26 protein-coding genes are annotated in these 26,279 nt (G+C 60.2%); 12 read left to right on the top strand and 14 right to left on the bottom strand.

The window, feature by feature from the left end; translation table 11 throughout:
• Window positions 1-3: 3 nt before the first annotated feature.
• A complete protein-coding gene (gene thpR / locus J2Y90_RS21585) occupies window positions 4-543 on the top strand; it encodes an RNA 2',3'-cyclic phosphodiesterase (RefSeq protein ID WP_253502986.1) in 540 nt (179 codons plus the stop codon).
• A 253-nt stretch (window positions 544-796) separates the two neighbouring features.
• Here thpR and J2Y90_RS21580 read toward each other — a convergent pair whose 3' ends face one another.
• The 5 genes from J2Y90_RS21580 to J2Y90_RS21560 all read right to left on the bottom strand — a co-directional run bounded on the left by J2Y90_RS21580 (window position 797) and on the right by J2Y90_RS21560 (window position 6,055).
• Window positions 797-1,894, bottom strand: coding sequence for a polyamine ABC transporter substrate-binding protein (locus J2Y90_RS21580; RefSeq protein WP_024013335.1), 1,098 nt, complete (start codon window positions 1,892-1,894; stop codon window positions 797-799).
• A 183-nt stretch (window positions 1,895-2,077) separates the two neighbouring features.
• Entirely contained in the window at window positions 2,078-2,953 is an 876-nt protein-coding gene (locus tag J2Y90_RS21575; protein ID WP_253502983.1) for an ABC transporter permease subunit, read from the bottom strand.
• A complete protein-coding gene (locus J2Y90_RS21570; RefSeq protein WP_039763290.1) occupies window positions 2,950-3,864 on the bottom strand; it encodes an ABC transporter permease subunit in 915 nt (304 codons plus the stop codon). The genes J2Y90_RS21575 and J2Y90_RS21570 overlap by 4 nt, the downstream gene beginning before the upstream one ends.
• Entirely contained in the window at window positions 3,861-5,003 is a 1,143-nt protein-coding gene (locus J2Y90_RS21565; RefSeq protein ID WP_039763289.1) for an ABC transporter ATP-binding protein, read from the bottom strand. The genes J2Y90_RS21570 and J2Y90_RS21565 overlap by 4 nt, the downstream gene beginning before the upstream one ends.
• 290 nt (window positions 5,004-5,293) lie before the next feature.
• Entirely contained in the window at window positions 5,294-6,055 is a 762-nt protein-coding gene (locus J2Y90_RS21560; protein WP_253502980.1) for a gamma-glutamyl-gamma-aminobutyrate hydrolase family protein, read from the bottom strand.
• Window positions 6,056-6,337: 282 nt separating this feature from the next.
• Here J2Y90_RS21560 and J2Y90_RS21555 point away from each other — a divergent pair, with 282 nt between their 5' ends.
• The 6 genes from J2Y90_RS21555 (at window position 6,338) to J2Y90_RS21530 (ending at window position 12,612) form a co-directional block, all read left to right on the top strand.
• Window positions 6,338-7,714, top strand: coding sequence for a glutamine synthetase family protein (locus J2Y90_RS21555; RefSeq protein WP_007918694.1), 1,377 nt, complete (start codon window positions 6,338-6,340; stop codon window positions 7,712-7,714).
• Between the two features lie 171 nt (window positions 7,715-7,885).
• Window positions 7,886-9,376 (top strand): aldehyde dehydrogenase, encoded by a 1,491-nt coding sequence (locus J2Y90_RS21550; protein WP_253502977.1) that lies wholly within the window; start codon window positions 7,886-7,888, stop codon window positions 9,374-9,376.
• A gap of 49 nt (window positions 9,377-9,425) precedes the next feature.
• Window positions 9,426-10,709, top strand: coding sequence for an NAD(P)/FAD-dependent oxidoreductase (locus J2Y90_RS21545; RefSeq protein ID WP_253502974.1), 1,284 nt, complete (start codon window positions 9,426-9,428; stop codon window positions 10,707-10,709).
• A gap of 395 nt (window positions 10,710-11,104) precedes the next feature.
• On the top strand, window positions 11,105-11,653 hold the full coding sequence (locus tag J2Y90_RS21540; RefSeq protein ID WP_093223112.1) for a cupin domain-containing protein: 549 nt from the start codon (window positions 11,105-11,107) through the stop codon (window positions 11,651-11,653).
• 197 nt (window positions 11,654-11,850) lie between these two features.
• Window positions 11,851-12,135 carry a hypothetical protein gene (locus tag J2Y90_RS21535; protein ID WP_253502971.1) on the top strand — a complete coding sequence of 95 codons (285 nt, stop codon included), beginning with the start codon at window positions 11,851-11,853 and terminating at the stop codon, window positions 12,133-12,135.
• 192 nt (window positions 12,136-12,327) lie between these two features.
• On the top strand, window positions 12,328-12,612 hold the full coding sequence (locus tag J2Y90_RS21530) for a hypothetical protein (protein ID WP_253502968.1): 285 nt from the start codon (window positions 12,328-12,330) through the stop codon (window positions 12,610-12,612).
• Between the two features lie 69 nt (window positions 12,613-12,681).
• Here J2Y90_RS21530 and J2Y90_RS21525 read toward each other — a convergent pair whose 3' ends face one another.
• Window positions 12,682-13,113, bottom strand: coding sequence for a hypothetical protein (locus J2Y90_RS21525; protein WP_253502965.1), 432 nt, complete (start codon window positions 13,111-13,113; stop codon window positions 12,682-12,684).
• 163 nt (window positions 13,114-13,276) lie between these two features.
• Between J2Y90_RS21525 and J2Y90_RS21520 the strand changes: the two genes are divergently transcribed.
• The 3 genes from J2Y90_RS21520 to J2Y90_RS21510 all read left to right on the top strand — a co-directional run bounded on the left by J2Y90_RS21520 (window position 13,277) and on the right by J2Y90_RS21510 (window position 15,458).
• Window positions 13,277-13,666, top strand: coding sequence for a hypothetical protein (locus J2Y90_RS21520; protein WP_253502962.1), 390 nt, complete (start codon window positions 13,277-13,279; stop codon window positions 13,664-13,666).
• A 16-nt stretch (window positions 13,667-13,682) separates the two neighbouring features.
• Window positions 13,683-14,105 carry an HD domain-containing protein gene (locus J2Y90_RS21515; RefSeq protein WP_253502959.1) on the top strand — a complete coding sequence of 141 codons (423 nt, stop codon included), beginning with the start codon at window positions 13,683-13,685 and terminating at the stop codon, window positions 14,103-14,105.
• A gap of 141 nt (window positions 14,106-14,246) precedes the next feature.
• Window positions 14,247-15,458 carry a hypothetical protein gene (locus tag J2Y90_RS21510; RefSeq protein ID WP_253502955.1) on the top strand — a complete coding sequence of 404 codons (1,212 nt, stop codon included), beginning with the start codon at window positions 14,247-14,249 and terminating at the stop codon, window positions 15,456-15,458.
• A gap of 20 nt (window positions 15,459-15,478) precedes the next feature.
• On the opposite strand, the gene J2Y90_RS21505 is transcribed toward J2Y90_RS21510, so the two are convergent.
• The 3 genes from J2Y90_RS21505 to J2Y90_RS21495 are packed head-to-tail and all read right to left on the bottom strand — an operon-like array spanning window position 15,479 to window position 19,167.
• Window positions 15,479-16,507: a DUF2955 domain-containing protein gene (locus tag J2Y90_RS21505; protein ID WP_253502953.1), complete on the bottom strand. Its 1,029-nt coding sequence runs from the start codon at window positions 16,505-16,507 to the stop codon at window positions 15,479-15,481.
• The gene (locus J2Y90_RS21500; protein WP_253502950.1) at window positions 16,497-17,621 is read right to left on the bottom strand and encodes an HlyD family secretion protein; all 1,125 of its coding nucleotides are present in this window, start codon (window positions 17,619-17,621) and stop codon (window positions 16,497-16,499) included. Before J2Y90_RS21500 ends, J2Y90_RS21505 begins: the two co-directional genes overlap by 11 nt.
• Window positions 17,614-19,167: an efflux transporter outer membrane subunit gene (locus J2Y90_RS21495; protein WP_253502947.1), complete on the bottom strand. Its 1,554-nt coding sequence runs from the start codon at window positions 19,165-19,167 to the stop codon at window positions 17,614-17,616. Before J2Y90_RS21495 ends, J2Y90_RS21500 begins: the two co-directional genes overlap by 8 nt.
• Before the next feature lie 121 nt (window positions 19,168-19,288).
• Here J2Y90_RS21495 and J2Y90_RS21490 point away from each other — a divergent pair, with 121 nt between their 5' ends.
• Window positions 19,289-19,807 (top strand): transporter suffix domain-containing protein, encoded by a 519-nt coding sequence (locus tag J2Y90_RS21490; RefSeq protein ID WP_253502944.1) that lies wholly within the window; start codon window positions 19,289-19,291, stop codon window positions 19,805-19,807.
• Between the two features lie 20 nt (window positions 19,808-19,827).
• Here J2Y90_RS21490 and J2Y90_RS21485 read toward each other — a convergent pair whose 3' ends face one another.
• The gene (locus tag J2Y90_RS21485) at window positions 19,828-19,992 is read right to left on the bottom strand and encodes a hypothetical protein (protein ID WP_253502941.1); all 165 of its coding nucleotides are present in this window, start codon (window positions 19,990-19,992) and stop codon (window positions 19,828-19,830) included.
• 83 nt (window positions 19,993-20,075) lie between these two features.
• Between J2Y90_RS21485 and J2Y90_RS21480 the strand changes: the two genes are divergently transcribed.
• Entirely contained in the window at window positions 20,076-20,861 is a 786-nt protein-coding gene (locus J2Y90_RS21480; protein WP_253502938.1) for a DeoR/GlpR family DNA-binding transcription regulator, read from the top strand.
• Between the two features lie 104 nt (window positions 20,862-20,965).
• On the opposite strand, the gene J2Y90_RS21475 is transcribed toward J2Y90_RS21480, so the two are convergent.
• From J2Y90_RS21475 to moaA, 4 genes are all read right to left on the bottom strand, one after another.
• Window positions 20,966-22,249 (bottom strand): NAD(P)/FAD-dependent oxidoreductase, encoded by a 1,284-nt coding sequence (locus J2Y90_RS21475; RefSeq protein ID WP_253502935.1) that lies wholly within the window; start codon window positions 22,247-22,249, stop codon window positions 20,966-20,968.
• Window positions 22,250-22,393: 144 nt separating this feature from the next.
• Window positions 22,394-23,758 carry a glutamine synthetase family protein gene (locus tag J2Y90_RS21470; RefSeq protein WP_253502932.1) on the bottom strand — a complete coding sequence of 455 codons (1,365 nt, stop codon included), beginning with the start codon at window positions 23,756-23,758 and terminating at the stop codon, window positions 22,394-22,396.
• Between the two features lie 562 nt (window positions 23,759-24,320).
• Window positions 24,321-25,220 carry a bestrophin family protein gene (locus J2Y90_RS21465; RefSeq protein WP_253502929.1) on the bottom strand — a complete coding sequence of 300 codons (900 nt, stop codon included), beginning with the start codon at window positions 25,218-25,220 and terminating at the stop codon, window positions 24,321-24,323.
• Window positions 25,221-25,245: 25 nt separating this feature from the next.
• Window positions 25,246-26,244: a GTP 3',8-cyclase MoaA gene (moaA, locus tag J2Y90_RS21460; RefSeq protein WP_253502927.1), complete on the bottom strand. Its 999-nt coding sequence runs from the start codon at window positions 26,242-26,244 to the stop codon at window positions 25,246-25,248.
• Between the last annotated feature and the right edge of the window lie 35 nt (window positions 26,245-26,279).

Here is a 26,279-nt window from a genome sequence, read left to right as displayed (position 1 = left end):
GCGATGATTGATGGGGTGCGCAAGGATGAACCTGCAAAGCGGCTGTTCTTTGCGCTGGATTGCCCGCCGGCGCAGCGCAAGGCAATCGCCCAGTGGCGCGCGGAGCTGGGCCTGCGAACCGGGAAACCGGTACCGGCGGATAATTTTCATCTGACCCTGTTGTTCCTCGGAGCAGTGCCGCTGGCGCAGATCCACGGCGTCTGCGAAGCAGCGAGCAGTGTGCGTATTCCGGGCGAAGCGTTGCGGGTTGCGCTGGATCGCTTGCAGGTCTGGCATCGAGCAGGGGTGTTGTCATTGGCGCCGGAGCAGGCGCCGCCGGCGTTGTTGCGCCTGGTCTATGCGCTGGAGCAAGCGATGCTGCCGTTTGGTTTTGAGGAGACCACCCACGAGTTTCGTCCGCACCTGACCCTGGCCCGCGAATACCGTGCGCCGGAGCCGGAAACGAGCGCGCCGCCGGAGTTCTTTCTGCGCGCGGAACGCTTCGCTTTGTTCGAATCGCACAAGGGCCGCTATCGGGTTTTGCAGGACTGGTCGCTGATCTGAACGAACAAAAAAGGCGCCCGAAGGCGCCTGCAAATTCACCCGAGCCGAGGGAGCCGGGTGAGGCCGTTCAGAGCAGGGTGCAGCGGTGGTAAGGCGCTGCGTGAACGGGAAACATCAGAATCTGGCCGGCTCACATCGATCGACTGTGGGAGCGAGCCTGCTCGCGAAGGCGTCGGCACATCCAACATTTTCGTCGCCTGTCCTACCGCTTTCGCGAGCAGGCTCGCTCCCACATTTTTGATTATCGGTGTTTTTATTTACCAAGCTTCACCCGGGTCCAGCCGCGGGTCATGATCCGCTGCGTGGCAATCGGCTGATCCGGCACGGCATACAAGGTCGCCATCACCGCTTGCGACGGATACGAGCCCGGTTCGTTGCGGATCGCCTCGTCCACCAGTGGCGTGGCCGCCGCATTGGCGTTGCTGTAGCCGATGCTGTTGGTGACTTCGGCGATGATGTCCGGGCGCATCAGGAAGTCCATGAACAGGTAGGCGTTGTCGACGTTCGCCGCATCCCGGGGGATGGCGACCATGTCGTAGAAACTGCCGGCGCCTTCCTTGGGAATGCTGTAGTCGATTACCACGTTGTTGCCCGATTCCACCGCACGCGCCTTGGCCTGCAGGACGTCGCCTGAGTAACCGACCGCTACGCAGATGTTGCCGTTGGCCAGATCGGAGATGTACTTCGAGGAATGGAAATACGCCACGTACGGGCGGATTTTCATGAACAGCGCTTCCGCCTCGGCGATGTGCGCCTTGTCCTTGTCGTTCACCGGATAGCCCAGATAGTGCAGGGCGGCCGGGAGCATTTCGGTCGGCGAATCGAGGAAACTGATGCCGCAGGCTTTGAGCTTTTCCGCGTTCTCCGGCTTGAACAGCAAGTCCCAGGAATTGGTTGGAGCGTTGGCGCCGAGCACTTCCTTGACCTTGGCCGGATTGAAGCCGATACCGATCGAGCCCCACATGTACGGGAACGCATGGGCGTTGTCCGGATCACTGGCAGAGGCATTTTTCAGCAGCACCGGATTGAGATTCTTCCAGTTCGGCAGCTTTGATTTGTCCAGCGGCTGATAGACGCCGGCCTTGATCTGCTTGGCCAGAAAACTGTTCGACGGCACGACGATGTCGTAGCCGGATTTGCCCGCCAGCAGGCGCGCTTCCAGGGTTTCATTGCTGTCGAAGACGTCGTAGGTCACGCGAATGCCGGTTTCGTCTTCAAACTTCTTGACGGTGTCCGGCGCGATGTAATCGGACCAGTTGTAAACACGCAGCACCTTGTCGTTGGCCTGGGCGCCCATGACCATTGCGCCCATTAAGGACAGTGTCAGCAGAGTCCTGCCAAACATTTTCATCGCTACAACTCCCATCTTTTTATTAACTTCAAGCAAAGGCCCCTCACCTTGACCCTCTCCCGGAGGGAGAGGGAATTGGCTGGTCGGCCTGACAACATTTGTGTAGGAGCTGACGAGTGCAACGAGGCTGCGATCTCCTGATCTTGCTTGTGAAGATCAAAAGATCGCAGCGTGCCGCAGCTCCTACACGGCGGTCGCGGCACGTTGCGGCTGCCACGCTTCGTTGGCGGTCTGATCCATCGCTTCCTGAATCGCCCGTTTGCGATTGGCTTCCGCTTTGCGGCCGAAGTACCAGACGAGGAAAGTCACCAGCGACACCGCCAGCAGAATCAGACTGGCCACGGCGTTGATCTCAGGCTTCACGCCCAGGCGCACCGCCGAGAACACTTCCATCGGCAGCGTGGTCGAGCCCGGCCCGGAGACGAAACTCGCCAGCACCAGGTCATCAAGCGACAAGGCGAACGACATCATCCCGCCCGCCGCCAGCGACGGCGCGATCATCGGAATGGTGATGAGGAAAAACACCTTGAACGGTTTCGCGCCGAGATCCATCGCCGCTTCTTCGATCGATAGATCCAGCTCACGCAGGCGCGCCGAGACTACCACCGCGACATAGGCCGCACAAAACGTGGTGTGGGCGATCCAGATGGTGACGATGCCACGCTCCTGCGGCCAGCCGATCAACTGCGCCATCGCCACGAACAGCAGCAACAACGACAGACCGGTGATCACTTCCGGCATCACCAGCGGCGCGGTGACCAGGCCGCCAAACAGCGTGCGACCCTTGAAGCGCGTGACGCGAGTCAGGACAAAAGCGGCAAGGGTGCCCAGCGCCACTGCTGCAATTGCGGTGTAGCAGGCGATCTCCAGCGAGCGCAGCACCGAGCCCATCAGTTGCGTGTTGTCGAGCAGGCCGACATACCACTTGATCGACCAGCCACCCCACACGGTCACCAGTTTCGAGGCGTTGAACGAGTAGATCACCAGAATCAGCATCGGCAGATAAATGAACATCAAGCCGAAGATCAGCATGAACCTGGAAAAGTTGAAGCGTTTCATCCCCGTGCCTCCATCTCTTTGGCCTGGCTGCGGTTGAACAGCAGAATCGGCACAATCAGGATCAACAGCATCACCACCGCCAGCGCGGACGCCACCGGCCAGTCGCGGTTATTGAAGAACTCTTGCCACAGCACGCGACCGATCATCAGCGTCTCCGGGCCACCCAGCAGTTCTGGAATCACGAACTCGCCGACCACCGGAATAAACACCAGCATGCAGCCAGCGATGATGCCGTTCTTCGCCAGTGGCACGGTGATCTTCCAGAAGTTGTTGAAGTTGCTCGAGCCCAAGTCCTGCGCGGCTTCCAGCAGGCTGTTGTCGTGTTTGACGAGGTTGGCGTAGAGCGGCAGGACCATGAACGGCAGGTAGGCATACACCACGCCGATGTACACCGCTGTGTTGGTGTTGAGGATCTCGATCGGATGATCGGTGAGCCCGGTCCACATCAGGAACGCGTTGAGCAGACCGTTGTTGCTAAGGATGCCCATCCACGCATACACACGGATCAGGATCGCTGTCCAGGTCGGCATCATGATCAACAGCAGCAGGACGTTTTGCGTTTCCTTGCCGGTCTTGGTGATCGCGTAGGCCATCGGAAAACCGATCACCAGGCACATCAGCGTGCTCAGTGCCGCGACTTTCAGCGAGCCGAGGTAGGCCGACAGGTACAGCTCGTCTTCGCCGAGCAGGGTGTAGTTGCCGATGTTCAGCAGCAGCTGGAATTTCTGTTCGGCGAAGGTGTAGATCTCCGAGTACGGCGGGATCGACAGCGCGGCTTCCGAGAAGCTGATCTTCATCACCAGAAAGAACGGCAGCATGAAGAACAGGAACAGCCAGATGAACGGAATGCCGATCACCAGTTTTCGTCCGCTGGGCACCAGCCGCAGGAATTGCTGATTGAAGGTTCTCATGAGCGCAGCACCACGCCGCTGTCGTCTTCCCACCAGACGTAGACCTTGTCGTCCCAGGTCGGTCGCGCGCCACGGCGTTCGGCGTTGGCCATGAACGACTGGACAATCTTGCCGCCAGGCAGCTCGACGTAGAACACCGAGTGGCCGCCGAGGTAGGCGATGTCATGCACCTTGCCTTCGGACCAGTTGTAGCGAAACTCCGGTTGAGTGGTGCTGACGAGCATTTTTTCCGGGCGGATGGCGTAGGTGATCGATTTGTCCTGCACCGAGGTGCTGACGCCGTGGCCGACGTAAATCTTCTGCTGCAAATCCGGGCTGTGAATGATCGCGTGGCCTTCCAGATCTTCCACCACGGTGCCGTCAAAGGCGTTCACATTTCCGATGAATTCGCAGACCATGCGGCTGACCGGCGCTTCATAAATGTCGACCGGGCTGCCGATCTGCGCGATCCAGCCCAGGTGCATGATTGCGATGCGCTGAGCCATGGTCATGGCTTCTTCCTGATCGTGGGTCACCATCACGCAGGTGACGCCGACGCGCTCGATGATCTCCACCAGCTCCAGTTGCATTTGCGAACGCAGCTTTTTATCCAGCGCGCCCATCGGCTCGTCGAGCAGCAACAGTTTCGGCCGTTTGGCCAGCGAGCGGGCGAGGGCGACGCGCTGCCGCTGGCCGCCGGACAACTGATGCGGGCGGCGTTTGGCGTATTGGGTCATGTGCACCAGACGCAGCATTTCTTCGACGCGGGCATCGATTTCACTGGCAGGCAAGCGGTCCTGTTTGAGGCCGAAGGCGATGTTCTGCGCCACGGTCATGTGCGGGAACAGCGCGTAGGACTGGAACATCATGTTGATCGGCCGCTCGTACGGCGGCATGTCGGTGATGTCCACGCCATCGAGCAGAATCCGCCCCTCGGTCGGCCGCTCGAAACCGGCGAGCATGCGCAGCAGAGTCGATTTGCCCGAACCGGAACCGCCCAGCAGCGCGAAGATTTCGCCCTGATGGATCTCCAGGGACACATCGTCCACGGCCACGGTTTCGTCGAACTTCTTGGTGACACGATCGACTTTCACCAACACCTTTTTCGGTTGCTGATGACCTTCGAGTGCCTTGCGGTAAGTGCTGGAGGCGTTTGCCATGTGAAACTCCCAACAGGTTTCGTGTGCCTGGCCAATGTGGCCGGGCTTAAGTGGATTGCAAGCCTGCAGGTGCACCTGTAGGAGCTGCCGAAGGCTGCGATTTTTTGATCTTGATCCTGAAAAACAAAATCAAAAGATCGCAGCCTTCGGCAGCTCCTACAGGGCTCCTGCCCCTGCGGCTTGGGTCGTACTTGTTGTTATTACGGTTGTTGCGGTTCACGACTGACGGATGTGCAAACGCACACCCGCCAGCCGAGGGGCAGTAAAACGTTATTGGGTCTGTGGTTGCGTCAGCGCTGACTGCGCGATGCCGCCCGGTGCCGGCACGCTGCGCCGAACGCCTGGAAAATCTTCAGGTAGTCGGGGTTGTCCAGCACTTGCCACTCCGGGTGCCATTGCACGCCGAGGGCGAAGGTGGAGCTGTGCTCGACCGAGATCGCTTCGATCAAACCGTCCGGCGCCACGGCTTCGGCACGCAGGCCAGGAGCGAGGCGGTCGATGCCCTGACTGTGAATCGAATTGACCTGAAATTCGTTGGGCAGCTCCAGCGCTTCGAACACACCGCCAGCGATCACGCTGACCGCATGGGCCGGGGCGTATTGCACCGCCACATCCGGGCTGTCAGCCTCGCGGTGATCGAGCATGCCCGCCAGCTCATGCACCTTCTGATGCAGGCTGCCGCCGAAGGCCACGTTCATCTCCTGAAAGCCACGGCAGATGCCGAGCACCGGAACGCCGGCCGCGATGGCTGCACGCAATAAAGGAAGGGTGGTGGCGTCGCGGGCCGGATCGTGATCCGTGCCGGGTGCGCTGGCCGGGCCTTGATAGTGGAAAGGCTCCACATTCGACGGCGAGCCGGTCAGCAGCAGACCGTCGAGCTGACCGAGCAGGTCTTCGATTTCAGTCAGGTTGCCAAGGGAAGGAATGACCACTGGCAGCCCCTGAGCGCCAACGCTGACAGCACGTAAGTACTTGTCGCCGCTGATGTGATAGGGGTGCAGGCCAATCTGTTTGACGCACGCAGTAACGCCGATCAATGGCTTGAATGCCATTTTTATTCACCTCGAAGTCTGTCACTTGAACGAGCTTTTCCGGAGCTTAGCCTCGTTGATTTTAATTAACAACTGCCATGTAAAAAATTCTAAACGGCGATCATCGCGCCGCTCTGGTTTTATGGGGTTTAGCAGTTGATCTGGCACGAGAGCGTTAATAAAAGCCCGAAAAATAAAGGCTGAGGGGCCAGCTGTTCGCTATTGACTTCACTTTGCCTTTCGGATTGACTGGCTGCGCAACACGGTGGTGAACATAATAATTAACAGCTAAATAGGTGCATCATGTCGGTCCCTCTGCGTACCGTTCAACTCAACGAAGCCAACGCATTCCTTAAGAAATATCCTGAGGTTTTGTACGTCGACCTTCTGATTGCGGATATGAACGGTGTGGTGCGCGGCAAGCGCATCGAACGCACCAGTCTTCATAAGGTGTACGAAAAAGGCATCAACCTGCCGGCGTCGCTGTTCGCGCTGGACATCAACGGCTCGACAGTGGAAAGCACCGGTCTGGGCCTCGATATTGGCGATGCCGATCGCATCTGCTACCCGATTCCCGGCACCCTGAGCATCGAGCCGTGGCAAAAGCGCCCGACCGCACAATTGCTGATGACCATGCACGAGATCGAAGGGCAGCCGTTCTTCGCCGATCCGCGTGAAGTGCTGGCCAATGTGGTGCGCAAGTTCGACGACCTCGGCCTGACTATTTGCGCGGCGTTCGAGCTTGAGTTCTACCTGATCGACCAGGACAACGTGAATGGCCGTCCGCAGTCGCCACGTTCGCCGGTCTCCGGTAAGCGTCCGGTGTCGACCCAGGTGTATTTGATCGATGATCTCGACGAATACGTCGACTGCCTGCAAGACATCCTCGAAGGCGCGAAAGAGCAGGGCATCCCGGCCGACGCGATCGTCAAGGAAAGTGCCCCGGCGCAGTTCGAAGTCAACCTGCATCACGTCTCCGACCCGATCAAGGCTTGTGATTACGCGGTGCTGCTCAAGCGTCTGGTGAAAAACATCGCCTACGACCACGAGATGGACACGACTTTCATGGCCAAGCCGTACCCAGGCCAGGCCGGCAACGGTTTGCACGTGCACATTTCGATTCTGGATAAAGAAGGCAACAACATCTTCGCCAGTGAGGACCCCGAGCAGAACGCCGCACTGCGTCACGCGATCGGCGGTGTGCTCGAGACCCTGCCGGCGCAAATGGCTTTCCTCTGCCCGAACGTCAACTCGTATCGCCGTTTCGGCGCGCAGTTCTACGTGCCGAACTCGCCGAGCTGGGGCATCGATAACCGCACCGTCGCCGTGCGCGTGCCGACCGGTTCAGCCGACGCCGTGCGCATCGAACACCGCGTCGCCGGTGCCGACGCCAACCCGTATCTGCTGATGGCTTCGGTGCTGGCCGGTATTCACCACGGTCTGACCAACCAGATCGAACCGGGCGCTCCGGTCGAAGGCAACAGCTACGAGCAGAACGAGCAGAGCCTGCCGAACAACCTGCGCGACGCCTTGCGTGAACTCGACGACAGCGAAGTCATGGCGCGCTACATCGACCCGATGTACATCGACGTGTTTGTCGCCTGCAAGGAAAGCGAGCTGGCCGAGTTCGAGAACTCGATTTCTGACCTTGAGTACAACTGGTATCTGCATACCGTCTAAAAGCTGACACCCAACCCTGTAGGAGCTGCCGAAGGCTGCGATCTTTTGACTTTGATTTTCGGAGCAAGAGCTAAAGATCGCAGCCTTCGGCAGCTCCTACATGGGAACGGTTATCAGATTTCGTTTGGCGTGCGTTCGCCCATCCCCATTCCTTTTGTCGAGCTCATAACAATGACCACAACCCGCAACGACTGGGAACAACGCTTCCAGTCTCTGTCCATCGAATCCCGCGCCTTCATCAACGGTGAATACCGCCCGGCGATCAGTGGCGACACCTTCGAATGCCTGAGCCCGGTCGATGGCCGCTTTCTTGCCGCCGTCGCCAGTACCGATGAAGGCGACGCCAATCTCGCCGTCGAGGCCGCGCGCCAATCGTTCAACTCCGGCATCTGGTCGAAAAAAGCCCCGGCCGAGCGCAAGCGCATCCTGATCCGCTTCGCCGATCTGATCCTGCAACATCAGGAAGAACTGGCGCTGCTGGAAACCCTCGACATGGGCAAGCCGATCAGCGATTCGATGAGCATCGATATCCCGGCGACCGCCAACGCGATCCGCTGGAGTGCCGAGGCCATCGACAAGATCTACGACGAAGTCGCCGCCACGCCCCACGACCAACTCGGCCTCGTCACCCGCGAGCCCGCCGGTGTGGTCGCGGCGATCGTGCCGTGGAATTTCCCGCTGATCATGGCCAGCTGGAAGTTCGCCCCGGCGCTGGCGGCGGGTAACTCGTTCATCCTCAAGCCTTCGGAAAAATCGCCACTGACGGCGATCCGCATCGCGCAGCTTGGGCTGGAGGCCGGGATTCCGAAAGGCGTGTTCAACGTGCTCCCAGGTTATGGCCATACCGTCGGCAAGGCACTGGCGTTGCACATGGATGTCGATGTGCTGGCCTTCACCGGCTCCACGGCAATCGCCAAGCAACTGATGATTTACGCCGGCCAGAGCAACATGAAACGCGTCTGGCTCGAAGCGGGTGGCAAGAGCCCGAACGTGGTGTTCGCCGATGCACCAGACTTGCGCGCCGCAGCCCAAGCAGCGGCCGGTGCCATCGCCTTCAACCAGGGCGAAGTCTGCACTGCCGGCTCGCGTCTTCTGGTTGAGCGTTCGATCCGCGAGCAGTTCATTCCGCTGCTGGTGGAAGCGCTGCAAGCCTGGAAACCGGGGCATGCGCTGGATCCGGCGACCACCGTCGGCGCCGTGGTCGACCAGCGTCAGCTCGACAACGTGCTGCGCTACATCAGCATCGGTCGCGAGCAGGGCGCCGAGCTGATTGCCGGCGGCCAGCGCACCCTCGAAGAAACCGGTGGCCTTTACGTGCAGCCAGCGATTTTCGACGGCGTGACCAACGCAATGACCATCGCTCAGGAAGAAATCTTCGGTCCGGTGCTGTCGCTGATCACTTTCGACACCGCTGAAGAAGCGCTGCAGATCGCCAACGACAGCATCTTCGGCCTCGCCGCCGGTGTGTGGACCAGCAACCTGAGCAAGGCGCACACCTTCGCTCGCGGCCTGCGCGCCGGCAGCGTTTGGGTCAACCAGTACGACGGCGGCGACATGACTGCACCGTTCGGCGGCTTCAAACAGTCGGGCAACGGTCGCGACAAATCGCTGCACGCCTTCGACAAGTACACCGAGCTGAAAGCCACCTGGATCAAGCTCTGACTCTTTTACAGCGGCGGTCGCCCCTCATTGGCGACCCTCGGAGAAATGTATGAAACAGCAACACGTAAACAGCTACTACGCCGCCACCCGCAACGAAGTCATCGACTTTCCGGTTCTGGAAGAAGCGGTGGACTGCGACGTCTGCATCATCGGTGCCGGCTATACCGGCCTGTCTTCGGCGCTGTTCCTCAGCGAGGCGGGCTATAAAGTCACGGTGCTGGAAGCGGCGAAAGTCGGCTACGGCGCCAGCGGGCGCAATGGCGGTCAACTGGTCAACTCCTACAGCCGCGACGTCGATGTCATCGAAGAGCGCTACGGCGACAAGACTGCGGAAATTCTCGGCAGCATGATCTTCGAAGGCGCCGACATCATCCGTTCACGCATCCAGGATTACGACATCCAGTGCGACTATCGTCCGGGGGGTATTTTCGCGGCGATGAACAACAAGCAACTCAACGGCCTGGCCGAGCAGAAGCGCAACTGGGAACGCTACGGCAACCGCAATCTGAAGATGCTCGACGCCGCGGATATTCGTCGTGAAGTAGGTTCCGATGCCTACGTTGGCGGCTTGCTGGACATGCAGGGCGGCCACGTTCATCCGTTGAACCTGGCCCTCGGTGAAGCCGCAGCGATCGTGCGGCTGGGCGGCAAGATCTACGAACAATCGGCGGCGGTGGAAATCACCTACGGCGAGCCGATCACCGTGCGCACCGGCAAAGGTCTGGTCCGCGCCAAGTACCTGCTGATCGCCGGCAACGCTTATCTGCCGCAGGGTCTCGATAACCGCGTCACCGCGAAAAGCATGCCGTGCGGCTCGCAGATCGTCGTCACCGAACCGCTGACCGAGCAGCAAGCACGCAGTTTGATCACCAATAATTACTGTGTCGAAGATTGCAATTACCTGCTGGATTACTACCGCCTGACTGCCGACAACCGTCTGCTTTACGGAGGAGGCGTGGTGTACGGCGCGCGCGAGCCGGACGACATCGAACAGCTGATTCGGCCGAAGATCCTCAAGACTTTCCCGCAGCTCAAGGACGTGAAAATCGATTACCGCTGGACCGGCAATTTCCTGCTGACCATGTCGCGCATGCCGCAATTCGGCCGCATCGAAAAGAACGCCTACTACATGCAGGGCTACAGCGGCCACGGCGTTACCTGCTCACACCTGGCCGGCAAACTGATCTCGGAAATGATCCGCGGCGACGCCGAACGCTTCAACGCCTTCGCCTCCCTGCCGCATATGCCGATGCTCGGCGGCCGCACCTTCTCCGCACCGCTCACCGCTCTGGGCGCCGTCTACTACTCACTGCGCGACCGCTTCGGCCTCTGAGTCACCTCCCCGGCGACGGTCCAAGACCGCGCCGGTTTTCCCCTGTGGGAGCGAGCCTGCTCGCGAAGAGGCCAACCCAGCCACACTCGCTTTTGCTGACCTGCTCAAAACCAAATGTGGGAGCGAGCTTGCTCGCGAAGGGGCCATATCAGCCAACATCTTCGTTGTCTGACACACTGCTTTCGCGAGCAAGCTCGCTCCCACATTGGCTGTATTGCCAGTGCGAGAGGAAGTTTCGTCTCACCATCCATCGAACCTGCTGAGCAACACCCGCAAACGTGATTTAATAGCCGCCTTTCACGGTTCCGGGACACGGGAGCAACGTGATCCGCGCGACCTGCGCGTCACCCGCCACCCACCCCCATTACCCTTAAGTACCTCAACATAAGGCAGTCATGGATACGGGTTCTCGACTCAAACTAGTACGCGAAAGCTACAAACTCTCCCAGCGCGAGCTCGCCCGGCGTAGCGGCGTGACCAACGCGACCATCTCGCTGATCGAACAGAACCGCGTCAGCCCCTCCGTCAGCTCGCTGAAAAAGCTGCTCGAAGGCATACCGATGTCCCTGGCCGACTTCTTCACCTTCGACCAGCCGCCGCGCGAACACCAATACGTCTTCCGCGCCAACGAACAACCCGACCTCGGCCGCCACGGCCTGCGCCTGCTGCTCATCGGCGCCTCTGTCCCCAGCCGCCAGATGCGCCTGCTGCGCGAACAATACGCCCCCGGCGCCAGCTCCGGCGAAGAGCCGATCGTGCATGCAGAAGGCGAAGAGTGCGGGCTGGTTACGCGCGGCACGGTGGAATTGACCGTGGACGGGCAGGTGAGTGTGTTGAGTGCGGGCGATGGGTATTACTTTCCGACGACGTTACCGCACAGGTTTCGCAATATCGGCGCGGATGAGGCTGAGATCATCAGTGCGAACACGCCGGCGAATTTCTGAGGGGCATGCGTTTCGCATAGCTTTATCGAGGTTGATTTTTCGGGAACCCGCAGGCCGCCTGCGGTATTTTCCTGCGAAGTGTGCAGGCGTTGAAATTTCGCGATGTCTTCAGGTGATAGCCGTTCGTCCGACCCATCGCACGTTCGCCGCACATCTTCTTCCAATGCTGTAACTCACCACGCAAAGGAAGAGCCACCATGCTGAACCATAAAATCGCGGTGTTAACCCTCACGGCACTGCTGTTCGGCAGTGCGCCGTACGCGCTCGCGGCTGGCGAAACGTCTACCCCGAAAGCGAGCGATGGCAGCAGCCAGACTCGTGAACCGGCGTCTCCAGCCACCAATGCCGACCCGGATGCCGATTCGCTGCCCCAAGGTGGTGATGGTGGCAAGACCGACAATGGGCCGGTGCCATCTGCCTCCAAACCCACCCCTGCGGGTCAACCATCCGGCAGCAGCAGTGGCGGGAGCGGCGGTGGTTGATAGGTGTCGCAAACTGAAAGCCCGGTCTTTTGAGCCGGGCTTTTTTCTGCGTATAAATTATTGTCTTTTCATGACCCGATATTTCTTTCGAGGTGTCAGTTCTATTTATTGTTGCCATTCGTCAGCCCTCCCGCATTTTCCATGCGCGCCCGCTTCCAATGCATACCTAACCCCTGCAAAGGAACCGCCAACATGCGTAAATCCAATCTCGCAGCACTGACGTTAGCCACCCTGTTATCCGCCTCCTCGCTTTATGCAACAGCCGCCAGCGACACCCCTGAACCCACCGCAAATGACGGCAACAGCCAAACCAACCCGAGCGCGCCGGAAGACATTCATTCCAATGGCGCCACCGTGCCCAAGGGCACTCAGGGCAACACCACCAACAATGATGGCTCAACCCCTGCGGGTTCCAAGCCCAGTGGTTCGAAGCAATCGAATGACAGCGGTACCAGCAGCGGTGCCGGTGAAGGCTGAAGCTGTTTTCAGATGCAGCAAGCCCGGCATCAAGCCGGGCTCTTTGATAGACATTCCTGGCAGCTGAAGCTATTTAGCCTTCCAGTTCCCACCACTGTTCTCACAATCAATCTTCGCCTGAGCCAGATGTTCGCCATCGTAGTAATACGTGGTGACTTTGGCGTTGTCGGGCATGTTCAGCGGTTTGGCGCTTTTGTCTTTGCTGGTCGAATGCGGATTGGCCAGGGATTCCTGGGTGAGGCGGGCGGTGCAGGTGGCCTGGTAGTGGTCGTCGCAGCGCTCGACTTTCCTCTTGGTGGCGTTGAGGGTGTCCTTGCTTTCGTTGCTGCATGACCAGTTGATGGAGTCCACGGGCATGCCTTCGTACTCGTAGCAGCTGTGGGTTTCCACGGCGGGCACTGCGGCGCTGGAGGAACGGGTCTGGACGTCGCAGCCTTCGGCCATGACGCAGGTGGGGATGATGGCGAATGTGGCGATCAGGAGCAGCAGTCGGGTTTTCATCGGCAATTCCTCTCCAATGGCGCCGCGTCTGATCGGATTTGGCGCTTGTCTGGTTTCGAGGCGGCGAGGGCGGGCAAGGTTCAATCGGCTTTGCGCTGCCCCATCTTCGCGTACACTGCGCAACCATCAGATACCTTCAGCGCCCAAGGATTGGACCGTCGCCATGATTGAAATCGGCCGTCGCAACATTGCCCCCGCTTCGCAGCATCCCTTTCACGATATCTATCTTTTCCATATCGACCCGAGCAAGCCGGACACGCCGTTCTGCTTTGAACAATCCATGGGCGGCGGACATATGGAGCATGGCGGCGCGCGGTTTTTGGCCCGGGACGAGCTGGACGGCTGGTCCGGCGACTGGCGCGAGCACCTGCGCAAGGCCGATTGCGCCTGGGTCGCGGAATTGATCGATGCAAGTCCGCAGGCGGATCAGGCGACGCTGGTGACGATGATTCTGCAGCGCCATGCTGAGCCGGCAAAAACAGTTGGGCGCCTGCGAGCCATCGGCAACTGGCTCAAACGCAACATTCACGTCGGTGGCCGCTATGGCCTTTGAAACCACGGAGACTCCCATGGCCCAAACCCTCGAACGCGCCATCGCCATTGCCGCCACGGCCCACACCGGGCAGGTGGACAAGGGCGGCGCGCCGTACATTTTGCATCCGCTGAAAGTCATGTTGCGCATGAATACTCTGGAAGAGCGCATCGTCGCTGTGCTGCACGATGTGGTCGAGGATTGCGGCGTGAGTCTGGACGATTTGCGCGGGGAAGGTTTCAGCGAAGAGGTGCTGACGGCGCTTGCAGCGGTGAGCAAAGTGCCCGGTGAATCCTATGAGGATTTCGTCGATCGCGCCGCGCAGAACCCGATCGGCCGGGTGGTGAAACTGGCGGATCTGGAAGAGAACAGCGATATCTCGCGGATCGCCTCGCCGGGTTGGGAGGATCTGGAGCGGATCGAGAAGTATCGGCGGGCGATTGCACGGTTGCGTATGTAAAACATGATCGCTGTGGAAGCGAGTGATAGTCATCTGAATAGCCAAAGGCGAAAACGTCATCCAGTACGCCGCAGCGGAATCTGAGACTGGTCGAGTGACGGCAACGTTGTATTTTTTATTTTTTATTCGGGTTTTTGTGAGATGGCAAAAAGTTTTGCGTACCTGTCACCGTTCGGTGGACTTGCCGATAAAGTGACGGCCAAACAGATCGAACGCCGTCGATGCCAAGAGTTTCACGGACAGCCCACAGGGCAACTTTTCTACAGTTCTCACAAACCAGGCAATCGTAAACCGGTCAAGCACGTGATGAAGGGGGGGACCAGCTATTTTGCCTATATCAACAATGATGGCAGTGGCGGTGGTGTTGGAGGGGAATCCCTGAATCACCAATTGTTCAAAGAGGCCCTCATATCGATCGAGCGGGCACGGTTGCAGCTGATCTTCAATTCAAGCACCAGGGCCAGGAGACAAGAGAACATTTCGATAACGGTGACCCACGCCGAGTCCGAGAAAAGGCTTGTGACGCAAAATGAGAGCTCCCGCTCTGTTGATGTCTACCTGAAATTTGAAACCGAAAGCCGCATAGGGTGTAAGTGGGAGCAGCAACTGTATCTGGAAGTGCATAGCACAAATGCTGTGGATGCAGAGAAACAGACGGATCTGCGGGCACTGTCAGTGCCAGTGGTGGAGGTCGATATCCCGGATATCTTCGTTTATAAATTTTCTGATGAAAATACGACGGACGAGCGTGAGGCCGCGCACAAGGCATTCATAAAAAAAATCCTCGAAGGGCCAAACGGTTTTCTGCGATGCAGGGTATTGAGCGATCCAAGCTCCCGGCAGTATTTGGAAGAGCAGGTTGTTCTTCAGCAAAGAACCATCAACGAACTTCAGGTGGAAAACGGCGAATTGGTGCAGGCGCGAGCTGAGATTTCAACTCGACTGGAGGCTGCTGACAGTGCTTTGCAGGCCGCACAAAGCAATCGTGAAGACCTCTTGGCACAGCTCAATAGACTCAGTGGGGTGCATTCTGCAACCGCACGGCAATTGGCTGTAGTGAAAAACGACCTGTGTCAGGCCGAAGCCGACAACGGTGAGCTGAAGGGCGAAATCGATCGTGTGACTGACGCATTGGACAAGAAGACGGGCGAGCAGAAAGAAACGCTTGAAACGTTGAGCAGGTTGAAATCGACGTGCGCGGCGCTTTCAAACCAGAAACGGCAACATCTCATTCGTATTCGCCAATTGTGGATGGGGCTGGCAGCGTCATTGGTCGTTGGTTGTGTCTCTATCGGATGGCAGGTATCGGGTATGAAAGTGTCCTCGGTGTTCAGCAAGCTTCTTGGTGGCTGAGCTGTAGGGTCAGATAGCGATTATCGGGCAGTGCCGACAGTCCGGATTTGTTGTGCTGCCAATACGTGCATCATCAACGTGCCATATAGCGCCACCAGAATGAACAGGCCCATGCGCACCGCGAACGCGGTGTACACATCCTTGCCGGCGGCGCTGTCCTGCACCGATTGGCCGAGCAGGATGATCATGGTCACGAGGGTGTTGAGCCAGAAACCGGGGCTGAACCGCGTAGGGCTGAGGCGATAGAGTCTGCGCCCCAGCCACAGGCCGAACAGCAGCATCCACAGAAAGAACATCCACAGATGCACAAACAGGCTCAACCCGCACCAGAGCAGCACCGCCAGCACGCCTGCGAGGAGGGTCGAGCCAAGCAGTTCGCGGCCGGCGTGACGGGTGTGCGTGGTAGAGCTTTGTTGGCCCAGGCTGACAGCTTTGAGGATGATCGGCAGATAGCTGGCCGGATCGCTCAGGGCCAGCATGAACGTCGGCAGCACAATCAGAGTGGCGCGCAGGGCCACCCATGGAACTTCCTCGGCAGGCAGGGACGGCGGTTTTGGTGGGGCGGGGCTATCAGGTTGCTCAGGAAACAGCGCATGGCTGACACCGACCACTGCGACCGCCAGCAACAAGCCTTTGACCAGCGCGCCGATCACCGCCATCGCCAGATCGAATTCGGCGAATCCGGCGGCGGAAATCATGGTCATGCCGATCACCAGAAACGTCACCAACAGCGGATTGCCGCCGCGCAGGCCGAAGCGAAACACCACAAACAGACCGAGGCCGATCAACAGTACGCCGCTCACCGGGGCATAGCGCAGCAATGGCACCAGCAGCAGGCCGATGCTCGTGGTAAGGCCCGCCACCAATGCCAGCACCAGCGCACCTTTGAATGGCAAGGGTTTGGGCATGCTGGCCAGCAACAACACCGCCAATACCGGCGAAATAAACGCCAGCGGCAAGGCCAGCGCATAACTGGCAGCGGTGCACAGCGCCGTGCCGAACGCAAGGCGCATGGCCCGTTGCGCCGGGATGCTGCGCTCAGTAGGCATACGACAGCCAGCTCATCAACGCGACAAACAGCCGCCCCAACGAGTTGAGCGGATTGCCTTCGCTGGGGAAAACCATGACTTCGGCCTGGCCGCCGGCACGTATCGCTCGGCTGTCCATGAGACGGTTCTTTGCCTCTCGCGTGAACTCGATGATCACCGGAAAACGTTGCGCCGGACGCAGCCAGTCGCGGCTGTTCTGGATATTTGGCAGAGTGCCGGGCGCTGGGGTCTGGCCGACGCTGACGCCGTAGCCAACGCTGCGGACGCGGCCGTCAAGGACTTCGCCGGGTAACGCATCGAGGACGATCGCGACCGGTGTTCCGGGTTGGATGCGGCCGAGGTTGTTTTCGGTGAGGTCAGCGCTGATCCACACGTCGTGGATGGCAATCAAGGTCATCACCGGATTGCCAGCGGTGGTGAACTGGCCGACGTCGGTGCGCAGGTCAGTAATCAAGCCGGCCGAACGCGCGCCGATGCGAGTGTTGGCCAGGTCCAGTTCGGCCTTGGCCAGTGCCGAAGCAGCGCTGCGCAGTTGCGCGTTGGTGTCAGTATTTCCACCTTCCTGCTCTTGCGCGCGCTGCACTTCGGCTCGGGCGGCGGCGACCTGCGCGACCGCTTGTTCGCGGTTGGCTCGAGACACTTCAAGAAGTCTCACGGACACTGTACCGGGATCCTGCCTGTACAAGCCTTCAAGCCGTTGATTGTCCTGCCGTGCCTTGAGTTCATTGGCTTGCGCAGCACGCAACGACGCCTGCGCCGAGGCGATACCGGCGGTGCTGGCGCCGACCTGGCGACGGGTCGACTCCAGATCAGCCTTCGCCCGGTCAACAGCGATTTGCAACGGCTGCGGGTCGAGTTCGAAGAGGATGTCGCCAGCGTTCACGTCCTGATTATTACGCACGTTGACGCGGATCACCCGACCGGCGACCTCCGCCGCTACCGGAATCACAAACGCACCGACCCGTGCCTGCTGAGTGTAAGGTGTGTAGCGGTCGGCGAGCAGGTACCAGGCCAGGCTCAGCACGATCAACAGCAGCACCCAGCGGATACCTTTTTTTGCCGGATCGGGTTGGGCAGATACAGGATCCGGGGCGGGCGGCGCGTTGTCAGTCATGGCGGCTTACCTGCGAGGGAAGGGGATACGCTGGTCGGGCGGGCGGCGCGCTGAGCAGATCCCCCCAATCGGTACGTTGCTGCATGTGTTGCCGAGTCGGCTCATCGATCGGCGGCGCGTTGCTCAGCCACCCGCCACCGAGGGCTTTGTAGAGGGCTATCAGATTGCTCACCGCATTGCTGCGACTGACCAGATAATTGTCCTGCAACTCCAGCAGCGCCCGTTGCGCGTCGAGTACCCGCTGGAAATCCGAATAGCCTTCACGGTATTGGGTGTTGGCAAGAACCAGCGAACGCCGCGCCGCACCTTCGGCTTCACGCAGAATACGCTCGCGTTCCAGCGCTTTGGTCAAGCCGCTGGCGGCGTCGTCAGCCTCGCGGGCAGCTTGGCGCACTTTGTCGCGATAGGCTTCGATCAGTTGCTGCAAGCGCGCATCCTGCACCCGCACGTTGTTGCGGATACGCCCGTAATCAAAGATGTTCCAGCGTAGGCTCGGGCCACCGATAAGGTCGAGACTGCGCGGCGTGGCGCCGAGGGTATCGCTGGACCAGACAATACTGCCGAGCAAGGTCAGCGACGGATACAGATCGCTCTCGGCGACGCCGACCAGCGCCGATTGCGCAGCGACATTCATTTGCGCCGCACGCACGTCCGGACGGCGCAGCAGCAGGTTGGCCGGGATGTCCTGCAACACTGCACGATCCGTCAGCGGGATCAGTCCGGTTTGTTCGGCCAGCAGCGCCGCGCCACCGGGTGGCTGGCCAACCAGCACTGCCAGGGCGTTGCGGGTGCGCAGCAGTTGATCTTCGAACGCCGGGATACTGCTCAGCGTGCCGAGGTATTGGGTTTTCGCCTGTTGCAGATCCAGTTCGGCCGTCTGGCCGCTGCTGAAGAGTTGTTGAGTGATCTCGAAATTGCGTTTTTGCTGAACGGCATTTTCCCGGGCGACGCGCAGCCGCGCTTCGGTGGTGCGCAAAGCGAAATAGGTATCAGCGACTTGCGCGCGCAGCAGCACCAGGGCGTCTTCATAGTTGGCCTGTGCGGCGAAGTAGCTCGCATCCGACGATTCGATGGCGCGGCTGAATCGGCCCCAGAAATCCAGTTCCCAACCAACGTCGAACGCCGCGCTGTGTTGCCAGAAGTGCAGATCCTGCGGGTTGCTGCCACCGGACTGATGGCGGTCAACATACAGACCGTCGGCGCCGAGCTGCTGCAGTTGCGGGTAGCGAGCACTCTCGGCGATGCCCAGTTGCGCGCGGGCTTCGAGTACTCGCAGACCGGCGATTTTCAGGCTGCTGTTGTGCGCATCGGCCGCGCTGATCAGGCGGTCGAGCACAGGATCGGCGAAGATCTGCCACCACTGGCGCAAATCCGGCTGAGCGGCGCGCTTACTGGCCTGTTCCAGCGCGGAACTGTTCCACTGTCGGCTCCACGCCTCAGCGGGGGGCTGGAAATCCGGCCCCAGGCGTACGCACCCGCCAACGCTCAGGGCGCCAAGCAACAACAGGTGACCGGGCCGCGTCAGCAGGGCGGTTGTTGGAGGCATTGCGTCATGTCCCTGACCCGCGAATATCAGTGGAGCATAGACTGCGAATGGCGAGTTGTTCGTGCGGATCTGCTGCTACGCTTTTCAGGCGTCTGCACCCCACCCCAACAGGTACAAAACCATGGAAAACGTCAAGGATCAGCTAACGCCGCCCCCCGCTTCCAACTGGCGCTTCAAGGTTGGCCTGGCAATCATCTGCGTGATGCTTGGCTCGTGGCTGATGGTGCCGCTGGCCGCCGCCTTCGACGTACCAGGCTCGAAGATAGCGGCATTGACCGGGGTTCTGTTCATCAGCAACAAAGTGTTGTTACTGGTGGTCATTGCGGTCATGGGCAAGGCCGGGTTTGCCGAGCTCAAACGCAAGATCGGCGGTTATATCTCGGGGATGATTCCGACGCCGGTCGACGAGGTTGGCCCGACTCGGCACCGGATCGGCGTGGTGATGTTTTGCCTGCCGTTGCTCAGCTCGTTTCTGGAACCGTATTTCGATAACTTCTGGCCCGGATTACGGCCCAATCTGTGGCAGATGCAATTGCTCGGGGATTTGATGTTTGTCGGCAGCTTCTTTGTACTGGGCGGCAACTTCTGGGACAAGGCTCATGCGCTGTTTGTGCGCAAGGCGCGGGTGGTTTCGACCTGATGCCCGATGCGCACGGCGCGTCAGGCGTGACCCAAAGCAATCGCGAACGAGACGACAATCATGCAGGCGAAGGCGAAGTTGAGATTCATGGGCTGTTCATCCTGAGCTTTTAAGAGTGGGACCATTGTGAACAGGCGCAGCGCAAAGAAAAAATTCGCCTTGTTGATTCCAATGATCGAAAGCATTGATAGCCGCTGCGTTTGTATTTGCCCGAGACTTTCGCTAGTGTCGCTGAAACCTGCAATTACAAGCACAAACAGGCATAACCATGCACGATCACTCCATCGCTGAATTGCCGTCTCTGCGTCGGCAGAAAATCCTTTTGCTTCTCGAACGTGACGGCAAGGTCATGGCCTCGGAGCTGAGCCAGCATTTCGCGGTTTCCGAAGACACCATCCGCCGCGACCTCGCCGAGCTGGACAGCGCCGGGCTGGTGCAACGCGTGCATGGCGGGGCGTTGCCGCGACCCAAGGACTCCGGCAAGGATTATTTCACCCGGCTCGATGAAACCGACGAGATCAAAGTGCGCCTGGCGCAATTGGCGGCCCAGCACATCGAGGACGGGCAGATTGTGTTGTTCGATTCCGGCTCGACCACCTTGCAGGTTGCGCGCGCGTTACCCGCCGATATCCGCATCACCGCCGTGACCGCGTCACCGCTGACGGCGATTGCCTTGTCCGAATACAAGGGCGTCAAAGTGATTCTGGCGGGCGGTGAATTGAATCCGCACTCGATGTCGGCGAGCGGTCAGGAAGCGCTGCGATTGCTCGCGGGAATCAAGGCGGATCTGGCGATTACCGGGGTATGTGCAATTCATCCCGAGGTCGGGATTACCTCGCTGCATTTCGATGAGGTGCCGGTAAAACAGGCGATGCTCAACAGCGCGACGCGGGTAATTGCGGTGACCACGGCGGACAAGCTGGGGGCGGTGGAGCCGTTTGTGGTGGCGCCGTGCACGCGCCTGCACAGGCTGATTACCGAACGGCATCTGGGGTCGGGGAGTGTCCAGGACTATCGGCGGTTGGGGATTGTGGTGGAGCAGTTGCCGGATTGAATTTTTTGTTGGGTTTGAGGGCCTCATCGCGAGCAGGCTCACTCCTACAGGGGACCGCATTTCAAAATGTAGGAGTGAGCCTGCTCGCGAAGGTGCCAGTCCACTCAGCGCAACCGCTCGAGCATCTGGTAATACCACATCCCCGCCGCCAGCAACGGGTTGCCGAGCAGGTCGCCCATTGGCACGCGGATGTGCTGGCACGCGGCGAAGGTATCGAACTGTTCCATTTGCCCGGTGATCGCCCGGCTCATGATCTCGCCCATGATGTGCGTGGTGGCGATGCCATGTCCCGAGTAGCCCTGGCAATACCAGACGTTGTCCGAGAGCTTGCCCAGTTGCGGGATGCGGTTGATGACGATGCCCATCGCGCAGCTCCACTGGTAATCGATCGGCACGCCTTTGAGCGCTGGAAATGTGCGCTCGATGCACGGGCGCAATTCGGCGGCAATGTCCCGTGAGTCCTTGCCGCTGTAATTCGCGCCACCACCAAACAGCAACCTGCCGTCGGCGGTGAGCCGGTAGTAATCGAGGACGAAGCGGCAGTCGTACACGGCAAGGTCTTCGGGGTTGATCTGTTTCGCCAGATCACCCAGCGGCGCGGTGGTGACGATGCCGCCCATGGCCGGGAAAATCTTGCCCTTGAGCTGGCCCGGTTCGAGCTTGTGATAGACGTCGCCGGCAAGCATCACTTGATTGGCGTCGATCTGGCCTTGAGCAGTTCTCACCCCAGGCGTCGCGCCATGAATGATCTCCAGCACTTCACTGTTTTCGAAGATCAGCGCGCCGAGACTTTCGGCCACCCGCGCTTCGCCGATGCACAGGTTGAGCGGGTGCAGGTGCATGTTGCGGGTGTTCTTGATCGCGCCGTGGTAGAGCTCGCTTTGCAGCAGATCGCGAACCTGGCTGCGGTCGAGCAGACTCACTTCATCGCCCAGACCTCGACGCACGGCTTCGTCGTAGTCCTGGCGCAGATCGGTCATGTGGCTCGGCTTGTACGCCGCGTGCAGATGGCCGTGTTTGAGGTCGCACTGGATCGCATATTTTTCCACGCGCTGGCGGATGATTTCATGACCGCGCCAGCGCAAGTGCCAGATGAAATCGTCGACGTCATCGCCCAGTTTTGCGCGCATCTGTTTGCGCATCGCGCCGTCGCCGGAGAGGCTGCCGGTGACTTGCCCGCCGTTGCGCCCGGTCGCGCCCCAGCCGATCTTGTGGCTTTCGACGATCGCGACTTTCAGGCCTCTTTCTGCCAGTTCGACAGCGGTGGCGACACCGGTGAAACCGCCGCCGATGATCACCACATCGACCTTGTGCCGGCCTTGCAGGGTGGGGTAATCGGTATCCTGATTGAGGGTGGCGGTGTAGTAGGAATTGCAGCGAATGGTCATGGCAGTGTCCACATTAATTCAGGTTGTACACGGTCCCCTGTAGGAGTGAGCCTGCTCGCGATAGCGCTGCGTCAGTCAAAAAATCAGGGTCTGACACACCGCAATCGCGAGCAGGCTCACTCCTACAGGGGTTGAGGTGAATCCTCAGGCCTCGGTCAGGTACCACCGCCAATCCTGCTCACCCACTTCAGCCATGAACTGCCGATACTCGGCACGCTTCACCGCCAGATACACCCCAAGGAATTCCTGCCCCAATGCCTCCCGTGCCCACGCGGAGTTTTCCAGCGCCTGCAACGACGTCAGCCAATCGGTCGGCAGCAGTTCTTTCGCCTTGGCATAACCATTGCCCTCGACCGGCGCCCCCGGATCCAGCTCTTCACGAATGCCACGGTGAATGCCGGCGAGGATCGCCGCCGCCGCCAGATAGGGGTTGGCGTCGGCGCCGCAGATGCGGTGTTCGATGTGTCGCGTCGGCGCCGGGCCGCCGGGGACGCGCAGGCTGACAGTGCGGTTGTCGACGCCCCAGGTCGGCGCCAGTGGCGCGTAGCTGTTGGCCTGGAAACGCCGATAGGAGTTGGCGTTGGGGCAGAACAGCAGCAGCGAATCGAGCAAGGAGGCGAGCATGCCGCCAATCGCCGTGCGCAACAGTGGCGTGCCGGCTGGGTCTTCAGAGGCGAACAGATTACGCCCCTCGGCATCGGCGAGGCTGACGTGCATGTGCATGCCGGTGCCGGCCAGATCATCGAACGGTTTGGCCATGAACGTCGCCTGCATGCCGTGCTTGTGCGCCACGCCTTTGACCAGACGTTTGTAGCGCACCGCTTGATCCATCGCCACCAGCGCATCGCCGTGTTCGAGGGTGATTTCCACCTGGCCCGGGGCGTATTCGGAGATTGCCGTGCGCGCCGGAATGCCGTGCAGTTTGCAGGCGCTGTAGAGATCGGCGAGAAACGGCTCGATCTGCTCCAGCTCGCGCAAACCGTAGACTTGCGTGTGTCGCGGTCGCCCGCCGTCGGCGTCCAGCGCCGGTTGCGGGCGGCCGTTGTGATCGCGTTTGGCGTCGAGCAGATAGAACTCCAGCTCGCAGGCCATGATCGGGTGATAACCCTCGGCCTTGAGGCCGTCGATCACCTTGATCAGCAAGTGCCGAGGATCAGCGATGCTCGCCGGCAGGCCCTCGGTCGGGTGCATGCTGACCTGCACCGCCGCAGTCGGAATCTGCCGCCATGGCAGGCGCACCAGACTGCCTTGCAGCGGATAGGCACGGCAGTCGATATCGCCGACGTCCCACACCAGCCCGGAGTTCTCGACGTCCTCGCCCTGTACGGTCAGGCCAAGGATGGTGCTCGGCAGTGGCCGGCCGCTTTCATACACCGCGAGCAGCTCTTCACGGTGCAACAGCTTGCCGCGCGGCACGCCGTTGGCGTCGAGGATGAACAACTCGATCATGTCGATATCGGGGTTCTGTTCGAGGAACAGGCGTGCGTCTTCGATGGCTGCGAATTTCATGGCAAATCACTCACGATGGCGCCGCACAGGCGCGCAGATTCGGCCGGACACGACGCGACAAAAAGGCGTAGGTGTCCCGGCAGGGATATCAGGGAACAGGGAAAGTGACTGTCGCGGGTATCAGCCCACGCGATCAGACAGGAGCGGTGATATCCGGCGGGCGTGCGGAGTGACGCAGCTTGGAACGGCGCAGGGCCATGGGCAGATTGACGATGCGGTTCATACGCGGCCCCTGTTGCAGTGGGCGCGTACAGCAGAGACGTGCAACCTTTGCGGTTGTTGTGGTGACGTACTCATAACGCGTGTTTCCGTTGGCGGAAAGCGTCGGCGGCAGGGCGGGCCCGGCAACCGGTGTGCCCGGATAGTAAGGGGGAATTCGCGCGCGTGTAAACGCAAAATTTGCCGGTGTCGCTTGGTGCGTTTGGTCTGATTGACCGAGTTGCCTTTTTCGCGAGCAGGCTCGCTCCCACATTGGAATGCATTTCAACTGTGGGAGCGAGCCTGCTCGCGAATGTCCGCACCTCGGTCCAGAGTGAACACGCCGGGCCCGCCGCTGCGCCATTCAGCGCAGTACGTAGTCGTCCGGTTGCGGCGCGGGCGGCAATGGCCGGACGCCGAGTTCGTGCAGCACGTCGCGCTCCAGGGTGCGCACCAGCGCGTCGGTTGGCAGATCGTTTTCATCGCGGCCGAACGGGTCTTCGAGCTCGTCGGCAATCGCGTCGAAGCCGAAGAAGGTGTAGCTGACAATCGCCGTGAACAGCGGCGTCAACCAACCCAGCGATTGCGCCATGGCGAAGGGCAGCAGCAGGCAGAACAGGTAAATGGTGCGGTGCAGCAGCAGGGTATAAGGGAAGGGCAGCGGCGTGTTCTTGATCCGGTCGCACACGGCCTGGGCCTGGGACAGGCAGGTCAGGTGATTGGCCAGCAATTGATAGCGCCATGGCGACAGCACACCGGCCGTTTCCAGCTCGGAACACTGGCGCCCGACCTGGTGCAGGATCTGTCCGCAGTGATCCGGTGCAGCCTCGTCAATTGGCGGGCTGACCCAGTCGGCACTGGCCTGCGCCTCACTCTCTGCGCGTAGTCGTGCGTTCAATGCATGGGCAAACCCGCACAGGTTGCGCAACAGTTGTTCACGCAGGCTGGCGTCGTCGATGCCCTGGGTTTCGCGCATCACCGCGCGCACCCGCAACAGCACCTCGCCCCAGGCCTTGCGGCCCTCGTACCAGCGGTCGTAACAGGCGTTGTTGCGAAAACTGAGGAAAATCGACAGCGACAAGCCGAGCAGGGTGAACGGTGTCGCGTTGATCTCGGCGAAGTAGCGCGGCACAAGGATTTCAACCAGCACAATCGCTGCAGCCAGCAGTGTCAGCATCAAGGTGCGCACGGCAATGCGTTTGGCGATCGAACCTCTGAGGGTGAACAGCACGGCGAACTGATTGGGTCTCGGTCTGACGATCATTTCGCGGTCCCTGTTGTGCGGCGAATCAGCCGCCGGTCATGTTCATGAAACGCACCACTTGCACGTCGTCGTTGACTTCGAAGTTGTGTCGATAGGGCTTGAGTTTCATTGCCTCGATGATCGCGTTTTCCAGGCGTTCCGGGTGGCCCGGATGGGCACGCAACACCGCTTTGAGGTCCATCGAATGCTCGTTGCCCAGACACAGCAGTAAGCGACCTTCGACGGTCAGGCGCACGCGGTTGCAGGTACCGCAGAAGTTGTGGCTGTGCGGCGAAATGAAGCCAAGGCGAATGTTCGGCGCTTCGGCCACGCGCCAGTAGCGCGAAGGCCCTTGCGTCGATTCGGTGGAGTCGATCAGGGTAAAGCGTTGGGCGATGCGGTCGCGCACTTGCGCGCTGGAATAGAAGGATTCGGCGCGGCTGTGTTCGGCGATCGCGCCCAGCGGCATCTCTTCGATAAAGGAAATATCCAGATCGCGGTTGATGGCGAAACTGACCAGATCGTTGATCTCGTGATCATTGCGGCCCTGCATCACCACGCAATTGAGCTTGGTGCGGGTGAACCCGGCGGCACGGGCCGCGTCGATGCCGTCGATGACCTGCGCCAGATCGCCGGTGCGGGTCAGCTCTTTGAAGCGCTGCGGGTCGAGGCTGTCGAGGCTGATATTGAGGCGCTTGACCCCGGCGTCGAACAGCGGCCTGGCCAGTCGGCCCAATTGCGAGCCGTTGGTGGTCAGGCACAGTTCGCGCAGGCCGGGCAGGGCGGCGATCTGCTCGCAGAGTTGCACGACGCCGGGGCGGATCAGCGGTTCGCCGCCAGTGAGGCGGATCTTGCGCGTGCCGAGGGCGACGAAGCTTTGCGCTACCTGGAACAGCTCTTCGAGAGTGAGGATCTGCTGACGCGGCAGGAACTGCATGTCCTCGGCCATGCAGTAGACGCAACGAAAATCGCAGCGGTCGGTGACCGACAGGCGCAGATAATCCACGCGGCGGTTGTGACCATCGATCAATTCACGCTGTGTCATGGGCTCGCCTCGTGGATGTGAAGCGCCGTTATCGG

Source organism: Pseudomonas koreensis (assembly GCF_024169245.1).
Taxonomy (GTDB): Bacteria; Pseudomonadota; Gammaproteobacteria; order Pseudomonadales; family Pseudomonadaceae; genus Aquipseudomonas; species Aquipseudomonas koreensis_F.
This window is presented reverse-complemented; position numbering and strand designations above follow the sequence as displayed.